Genomic DNA, 8,254 nt, shown 5'->3' with positions numbered 1-8,254 from the left:
GTTAAACGCCCCCACCGGGGGGGGTGGCGGCTTTGACCGCGTCGCTCCGGGTACGGCCGCCCTCAGGCCCTGCCGAGGTCCTTGGGGTCGTCCTCGCCCGGCCGGTCGCCCGCGTCCCTCCGCAGCAGCGCGTCGACGCGGGCGACCGCCGCCGCCAGGTGGGCGCGGGCCTCTGCCAGCTGCTCCGCCGTGACACCCCGGTCGCGGGCGGCGTCGCGGATGTCGTCGCGGAAACGGTCCAGCAGCCGGTCCAGGTCCCGGGCCGGATCGCCGGTGACCGGCACGTCCACCGCCCAGTCGGGCGCGGGGCCGGGCTCCGCAGGGGAAGTGTCCGAGGCGGCCGACGGGCCGGGCCCCGTACCTGAAGTGTCCGAGGCGTCCGAGGAGGCCGGGGCCCCCGCGGCGGTCCCGTCCGTACGCGGAGGCTCGGGGCTCTCGGCGGGCGGCCAGCTGCCGGTCCTGGCGAGACCCGCGAGGTGGCCGGTGATCTCGGCCAGGCCGTCGCGCACCCCGGCGGGCCAGTCGCCCCGCGCGAAGTGCTCCTGCACCTGGCGCGCGGCGTTCCGCATCTGCTCGCGGGCCCGCTCGTCGGCCTCCTTCGCCTGGCGGCGGGCCGCTTGCGCCTCCTCGCGGGCGCGCCGCGACTCGTCCTTGGCCCGGCGGGCCTGCTCCTTCCACTCCTGCTTGGCCTGGCGCAGCTCCTCCTTCGCCTTGCGCCAGGCGTCCTTCTCCGTCAGGTCGCCGAGGTTCCCCAGCCGGCCGAGGTCGCCCAGATCGCCGAGGAACGACTCCCACTCGCTCCTGGCGCCGCCGGGTCCCGAGCCGGAACCCGAGCCGGAACCCGGGCGGTGGCGGGAGGCGGAGGCGGCGGCGCGCATGTCGCTGCGCAGCCGGCCGGCCGCACCCCGGACGTCGTCGCGGATCTCGGCGGCCAGCTCGGAGACCGACTCGCGGATCTCCAGCTCCAGATCGGCGAGTTCACCGGTGCGCCCGGCGAGTTCGGCGCGGCCCGCGTCGGTGATCGAGTAGACCTTCCGGCCGCCCTCCGTGGCGTGGGTGACGAGCCCTTCCGCCTCCAGCTTGGCCAGCCGGGGGTAGACGGTGCCGGCGGACGGGGCGTACAGGCCCTGGAAGCGCTCCTCCAGCAGCCGGATCACCTCGTAACCGTGGCGCGGGGCCTCGTCGAGCAGCTTCAGCAGGTAGAGCCGGAGGCGGCCGTGGGCGAAAACGGGGGGCATGTCAGAGCGCCTTTCCGGTCGGCTCGGCAACGTACGGTTCGTCCTCGGACGGCGGGCGGCGCAGCAGCGCGATCGAACCGGACACGGTCGTCGCCTTCAGCTTGCCGGTGCCGGCGCCGAGCGTGCCGGTGATCTTCTTCGCGCCCCACTGGCCGCCGACCCGCAGGTCCTCGAAGGCGTTGGAGACCGCGCCGCTCGCGGTGTTCGCCTCGACCCGGGCGTCCGCCGGGTGGGGCAGCCGGATCGCGATCGCGCCGGAGACCGTGGTCAGGCGGATGTCGGTCGGCGCTCCGGAGGCGTCGAGGTCCAGCACCATGTCGCCGCTGACGGACTCGGCGCGCACCGAGGTGCCGGCGCCCTCCATCACCGTCAGGTCGCCGGAGACCGACGAGAACCGCAGGTCGCCCGTGACGGCCTGCGCCTCCAGGCCGCCGGAGACCGTCTCGCCGCGCACCTCCCCGGAGAGCCCGACGAGGGTGGTGTCGCCGGTGACGCCGCGTACGTCCGTACGGCCCCGGATGCCCGAGACGAACGCCCCGGCGCCGACGACGCCGACCTCCACCGACGCGGAGGCGGGGACCGAGAGGGTGACCGCCGCGCTGCGGGAGCGCCCGTCGCGGTCGAGCCACTTGAGGAAGCTCTTCCAGGCGAGGTCCTCGTAGGTCACGGTCAGGACGCCGTCCTGGAGGGTGACGATCAGTGGCGGGCCGTCGATGGCGGAGACCTCCAGCCGGGCTTCCGGCTCGTCGGAGCCGACCACGTTGACGGTGCCGTTGACGACCCGCACCTTGAGTGCGGTCACCTGCTCGGCGAAGGCGAGTTTCAGTGGCTCGGCGACGGTCCACGTCGACACAGGCATGGGTGTGACCTCCAGAGAGCATGGCACGACGCAACATATCGCGTCTCTCGTTCAACACGATATATCGCGGATGGGCGGAGTCAAGGCCGAACGGCCCGGCCCTCGCGCGAACCCCGGTCTCAAAAGGGGTCATAGATAGACGAATTGCCCTAGCGTGTGACGCATGAACGCGACACCCGTGGGGGCGCTGCTGCTGTGCCGGGCCGACCCCGAGACCGTGCGGCCCCTGGCCCACCTCCTGCGCGAGCGGATGCTCATCACCCCCGCCGGTGCGGAGTGGAGCGTGCTGGTGCCGGAGGGGCGGGCCTGGCGGGACACGCCCGCCGAACCCGCCGAGCCCGTCGACCGGGTCCTGGCGGGCTGGGCGGCGGCCCTCGCGGTCGCCTCCACCTGGCCGGTCGTCGCGCTCTGGTGGGACGACACCCGGGCGGGCTGCACGCTCGCCTCCGGCTTCCGCCGCCCGGTCGGGTACGTCTGGCTGGCGGACGGCACCCCGGTCGGCGAGGACGAGGCGATGACCACGTTCGCGGCGCGGCTGGATCTCGACCCCGTACTCGACGTACAGGCCCTGCAGACCCTGACCCGCCCCGACCCGCACGCGGACGGGTGCGGGCGGCTGCGGAGACTGCTCGGCCTCCTCACCCGTACCGGGGTGGAGCTGCGGCCTGGACTGGAGCCGGGCCGCAGCACCGAGGCGCTGCGGCAGGCGGCCGAGGCACTGCCGGGGACCGGGCGGGTCGAGTGGGCGGGCTGGCGCGACGCCGTACGCGTGGAACTCGACGCGGTGGAGAGCAGCGGCCTCGGCCCCTGGATGCTCGGCCCCCGGGCGCGGGCGGTGGCCACCGCGCAGGTGGCCGTCGGCGCCCCGCTCGCCCTCTGGGGGGCGTACCGCCGCAGCGGCGGATGGACGGCGGCCGGCACGCTCCTGCTCGCGCAGGGGGTGCTGGGACTCGCGTACAACGAGGTCAGGGCGGGGACGTTCGTACGGGAGAGGGTGCCGCGCCGGTGAGGGGCGCCGCACCGGTCCGCCGCACCGGTCCGCCGCCCCGCGGCCACTGCCGCGGTGCCCTCCGCCCGGGTGATCGGGCCTCTCTCACCACCCCGTCGGCAGGCTGTCGAGGAACGGGGCGAGCCGGTCGGCGATCACGCGGTCGTCGCGAGCGGAGGTGTGCCCGTCGCATCCGAGGAAGTCCAGGCCCGTCCGATCGAGGAACCAGTAGTGGACCCCGCTGTCGCCGGCGTCGTTGCGCGCCTCGACCACCTGCCGGACGTGCTCGGCGTTTCTGTCGAAGCCGACAGCCACGAGGCTGGTGCCGGGACCGTAGCGCGTCCGCAGTTTCCGGAGGAACGCGGCGTAGGCGGTGCGGAAGGCGGCTGCGAGGCTGTCGGGCGTCCACGGTTCACCGGGGGTGAGGTCGGTGAAGTCGTTGGAACCGAGGTTGACCACCACGATCCGAGGGCGCCACGTCCCCGGGTTCTCCCAGACGTCGTCGTCCACGTTCAGCAGGGCACGGTCGTAGTAGGTCCGGTACGTGATCTCCGGGCAGATGCCGGCGACGTTGCGCACCATGCCGAGGCCGGAGAGTCCGTTGATCTGGTAATCGGCGTCCAACTGCCGGGCGGTGAGGGCGCCGTGGCTCACGTCGGTGTTGGTGTTCCGCTTGACCTGCTCCGGATCGCAGGCGCGGGCGCCCGAGACATTGCCGTAGCCCACGGTGATGGAGTCCCCGATGAACTCGATCTGGCGGTCCCTGGGCGCCGGCCTGCTCAGTACCGCGCCCCCGGGCGCGGCGACGAAGCCGCCGAACGTGCTGGTGTCCCCCGGGGTGTCATTGCGTTTGGCGACCCGGACCGTGTGCTCACCGTCCCGCAGGCCCCTGATCCAGTACGTGGTGTCGCCGGGGGTGACGAGGGTGGCGACGGTGACTCCGTCGACCTGCACGTCGTAGTCCGCGGCCGTGCAGTCGAGCACCACCCCCAGCCCCGTCCCGCGGAAGCGGCCCTCGAAGTACACCCCGGGCCAGCTGAACAGCAGCGTGGCCCCCAGGTCCTTGACCCGCCCCGCGGTGTGAACCTGCTCCGAGACGTTCTTCACGGGGTCCCGTCGTCTCAGCCCGTACGGCGAGCCCGCGTCCGTCGCGTCCGTCCCCGCGGGCGCCGCCGGGGCCCCCTCGCGCCGCCCCGGCTTCGGGGTCTCTCCTCCGGGAGTCATCCGTGTGCCATCTCTCCGTCCCTGTGACGCACCGGTGCGTCACAGCTGAACGTCCGGCACCCCACCCCTGGGTGTCAACCGATTTGGGCGGAGGCGAGGGCTCGGCAGACGCCCGCTCCGGGCGACTTTCGGGGCCTACTCGTCGTCGTCCTCGTCGTCCAGACGCGCCAGCCAGGTCGCCAGCCGCTCGACCGGCACCTCGAAATCGGGGTTGAGGTCGACGAAGGTACGCAGCTGCTCGGCCAGCCACTCGAAGGTGACCTCCTCCTCGCCGCGCCGCTTCTCCAGTTCCTCGATGCCACGGTCGGTGAAATACACAACGTGCTCCTGATGCCTGCGGATGTTCTGCCCTCTCAGAGTAGGGCGCGGTGGGCCCCGCACGGGAACGGGGACCGGCCCCCACCGTGACGCTGTGGTGGGGGCCGGTCCCCGTCGACGGTCGGAACCGCCGGGGTGCGTACGACTGCCGGTCAGGCCTCGAAGACCTCGGCGACCAGCTGAGCCTGCTCCGCCTGGTGGCGCTTGGCCGAACCGACGGCCGGCGACGAGCTGTGCGACCGCGAGATGCGGCGCAGACGCTCGTTGTGCGGGACGTCGGCGCCGACGGCCAGGTCCAGGTGGTCGATCAGGTTGAGCGCGATGAACGGCCAGGCACCCTGGTTCGCCGGCTCCTCCTGCGCCCAGAGGTACTTCTCGGCGTTCGGGTACTTGGCGATCTCGGCCTGGAGCTCGGCACCCGGCAGCGGGTACAGGCGCTCGAGGCGGATGATCGCGGTCTCCGTGTCGCCGCGCTTCTGGCGCTCGGCGTCCAGGTCGTAGTACAGCTTGCCGGCGCAGAAGACGACCTTGCGGACGTTCTCGGGCGTCACCGACGCGTCACCGATCACCGGGCGGAAGCCGCCGGAGGTGAACTCCTCCGCCTTCGAGGACGCCGCCTTCAGGCGGAGCATCGACTTCGGGGTGAAGACGATCAGCGGCTTGTGGTGCGGGTTGTGCACCTGCCACCGCAGGAGGTGGAAGTAGTTCGACGGCAGGGTCGGCATGGCGACCGTCATGTTGTCCTGGCCGCACATCTGGAGGAAACGCTCCGGGCGGGCGGACGAGTGGTCCGGGCCCTGGCCCTCGTAGCCGTGCGGGAGCAGCAGGGTGACGCCGGACGTCTGGCCCCACTTCTGCTCGGCCGAGGAGATGAACTCGTCCACGACGGTCTGCGCGCCGTTGACGAAGTCACCGAACTGCGCCTCCCAGACGACCAGCGACTCCGGGCGGGCCAGCGAGTAGCCGTACTCGAAGCCCATCGCCGCGTACTCGCTGAGCAGCGAGTCGTAGACGTTGTAACGGGCCTGGTCCTCGGTCAGGTAGAGCAGCGGGGTGTAGTCCTCGCCGGTCACCTGGTCGACCAGCACCGCGTGGCGCTGGCCGAACGTGCCGCGGCGGGTGTCCTGGCCGGCGAGCCGGACCGGGGTGCCCTCCATCAGCAGCGAACCGATGGCGAGGGTCTCGCCCATGCCCCAGTCGATCGTGCCGTTCTCCACCGAGGCGGCACGGCGCTGCATCTGCGGCATCAGGCGCGGGTGCACCGTGATGTGCTCGGGGATGTTGACCTGGGACTCGGCGATCCGCTTGACGACCTCGGAGGAGACCGAGGTGTCCACGGCGACCGGGAAGGCCGCCTGCGGCTCGCGGACGTGCGGGGCCGCCGACTGCGAGGTGGCCTCGCGGACCTCCGCGAAGACCTTCTCCAGCTGGCCCTGGAAGTCCTGGAGCGCCTGCTCGGCCTCTTCCAGCGTGATGTCGCCGCGACCGATGAGCGACTCGGTGTAGAGCTTGCGCACCGAACGCTTCTTGTCGATCAGGGTGTACATCTGCGGGTTGGTGAACTCCGGGTTGTCGCCCTCGTTGTGACCGCGGCGGCGGTAGCAGATGAGGTCGATCACGACGTCCTTGTTGAACGCCTGGCGGAACTCGAAGGCGAGGCGCGCGACGCGTACCACGGCCTCCGGGTCGTCACCGTTGACGTGGATGATCGGCGCCTCGATCATGCGCGCCACGTCGGTGGCGTACATCGAGGAGCGCGAGGACTCCGGGGCGGCGGTGAAGCCGACCTGGTTGTTGATCACCACGTGCACGGTGCCACCGGTGCGGTAGCCGCGCAGCTGCGACATGTTGAGCGTCTCGGCGACGACACCCTGGCCGGCGAAGGCCGCGTCACCGTGCAGGGCGACGGGCAGGACGGTGAAGTCCGTGCCGCCCTTGTTGATGATGTCCTGCTTGGCGCGGGCGATGCCCTCCAGGACCGGGTCGACCGCCTCCAGGTGCGAGGGGTTCGCGGCGAGCGAGACCTTGATCTGCTCACCGTCCAGACCGGTGAAGGTGCCCTCGGCGCCCAGGTGGTACTTCACGTCGCCGGAGCCGTGCATCGAACGCGGGTCGAGGTTGCCCTCGAACTCGCGGAAGATCTGCGCGTACGACTTGCCGACGATGTTCGCCAGGACGTTCAGACGGCCGCGGTGGGCCATGCCGATGACGACCTCGTCGAGGCGGGCCTCGGCGGCGGAGTCGATGACGGCGTCGAGCAGCGGGATGACGGACTCGCCGCCCTCCAGGGAGAACCGCTTCTGGCCGACGTACTTCGTCTGCAGGAAGGTCTCGAAGGCCTCGGCCGCGTTGAGGCGGCGCAGGATCCGCAGCTGCTCCTCGCGCTCCGGCTGCGAGCGCGGACGCTCGACCCGGTCCTGGAGCCACTTGCGCTGCTTCGGGTCCTGGATGTGCATGAACTCGATGCCGGTGGTGCGGCAGTACGACTCACGGAGCACACCGAGGATGTCGCGGAGCTTCATCATCGACTTGCCGGCGAAACCGCCGACCGCGAAGTCGCGCTCCAGGTCCCACAGGGTGAGGCCGTGCTCGGTGATGTCCAGGTCGGGGTGCTTGCGCTGGCGGTACTCCAGCGGGTCGGTGTCGGCCATGACGTGGCCGCGGACCCGGTAGGAGTGGATCAGCTCGAAGACCCGCGCGGCCTTGGTGACGTCGTCGTCGTGCGAGGCGTCGATGTCCTTGAGCCAGCGGACCGGCTCGTAGGGGATGCGCAGCGCCTCGAAGATCTCGTCGTAGAAGCCGTTCTCGCCGAGCAGCAGCTGCGCGAGCACGCGCAGGAACTCGCCGGAGGCGGCACCCTGGATCACCCGGTGGTCGTACGTCGAGGTCAGCGTCATGACCTTCGAGATGCCGAGCTTGTTCAGGGTGTCCTGCGAGGTGCCCTGGAACTCCGCCGGGTAGTCCATCGCGCCGACGCCCATGATGAGGCCCTGACCGGGCATCAGGCGGGGCACCGAGTGGACGGTGCCGATGCCGCCGGGGTTGGTCAGCGAGGCGGTGACTCCGGTGAAGTCGTCCATGCCCAGCTTGCCGATCCGGGCGCGGCGGACGATGTCCTCGTACGCCTGCCAGAACTCGAAGAAGTTGAGCGTCTCGGCCTTCTTGATGGCCGCGACCACGAGCTGCCGGTCGCCGTTCGGCTTGACCAGGTCGATGGCCAGGCCGAGGTTGACGTGCTCCGGCTTGACCAGGGTCGGCTTGCCGTCCTTCTCCGTGAAGGAGTAGTTCATCGACGGCATGGCCTTGAGGGCCTGCACCATCGCGTACCCGATGAGGTGCGTGAAGGAGATCTTCCCGCCGCGGGCGCGCTTGAGGTGGTTGTTGATGACGATGCGGTTGTCGAAGAGCAGCTTCACCGGCACGGCGCGGACGGACGTGGCCGTCGGCAGCTCCAGCGAGGCGTTCATGTTCTTCGCGACGGCGGCCGAGGGGCCGCGCAGCGTCACGTACTCGGGTCCGCCGGTCGACTCGGTCGCCGGGGCGGCCTTGGCGGGCGCCTTCGCGGCCGGCGCCGGGGCGGCGGGCTTCGCGGGGGCCACCGGGGCGGCGGGAGCGGCGGGGGCGGCC

General features: G+C 71.6%; 6 protein-coding genes. 1 reads left to right on the top strand and 5 read right to left on the bottom strand.

Annotation, left to right across the window (positions count from 1 at the left end):
* Positions 1 to 62: 62 nt before the first annotated feature.
* Positions 63 to 1,238 carry a helix-turn-helix transcriptional regulator gene (locus ACFWEE_RS32445; protein ID WP_386894805.1) on the bottom strand — a complete coding sequence of 392 codons (1,176 nt, stop codon included), beginning with the start codon at positions 1,236 to 1,238 and terminating at the stop codon, positions 63 to 65.
* 1 nt (position 1,239) lies between these two features.
* Positions 1,240 to 2,097, bottom strand: a complete 858-nt coding sequence (locus ACFWEE_RS32440) for a DUF4097 domain-containing protein (RefSeq protein ID WP_386894803.1) — start codon at positions 2,095 to 2,097, stop codon at positions 1,240 to 1,242.
* 163 nt (positions 2,098 to 2,260) lie between these two features.
* Here ACFWEE_RS32440 and ACFWEE_RS32435 point away from each other — a divergent pair, with 163 nt between their 5' ends.
* The gene (locus ACFWEE_RS32435; RefSeq protein ID WP_386894801.1) at positions 2,261 to 3,106 is read left to right on the top strand and encodes a hypothetical protein; all 846 of its coding nucleotides are present in this window, start codon (positions 2,261 to 2,263) and stop codon (positions 3,104 to 3,106) included.
* Between the two features lie 84 nt (positions 3,107 to 3,190).
* Here ACFWEE_RS32435 and ACFWEE_RS32430 read toward each other — a convergent pair whose 3' ends face one another.
* From ACFWEE_RS32430 to ACFWEE_RS32420, 3 genes are all read right to left on the bottom strand, one after another.
* Positions 3,191 to 4,309 (bottom strand): SGNH/GDSL hydrolase family protein, encoded by a 1,119-nt coding sequence (locus ACFWEE_RS32430; protein ID WP_386894799.1) that lies wholly within the window; start codon positions 4,307 to 4,309, stop codon positions 3,191 to 3,193.
* A 135-nt stretch (positions 4,310 to 4,444) separates the two neighbouring features.
* A complete protein-coding gene (locus ACFWEE_RS32425; RefSeq protein ID WP_019075209.1) occupies positions 4,445 to 4,627 on the bottom strand; it encodes a DUF6104 family protein in 183 nt (60 codons plus the stop codon).
* 152 nt (positions 4,628 to 4,779) lie between these two features.
* On the bottom strand, positions 4,780 to 8,254 hold a 3,475-nt coding region (locus ACFWEE_RS32420), incomplete at its 5' end, for a multifunctional oxoglutarate decarboxylase/oxoglutarate dehydrogenase thiamine pyrophosphate-binding subunit/dihydrolipoyllysine-residue succinyltransferase subunit (protein ID WP_386894797.1).

Source organism: Streptomyces sp. NPDC060184 (assembly GCF_042728795.1).
GTDB lineage: Bacteria > Actinomycetota > Actinomycetes > Streptomycetales > Streptomycetaceae > Streptomyces.
This window is presented reverse-complemented; position numbering and strand designations above follow the sequence as displayed.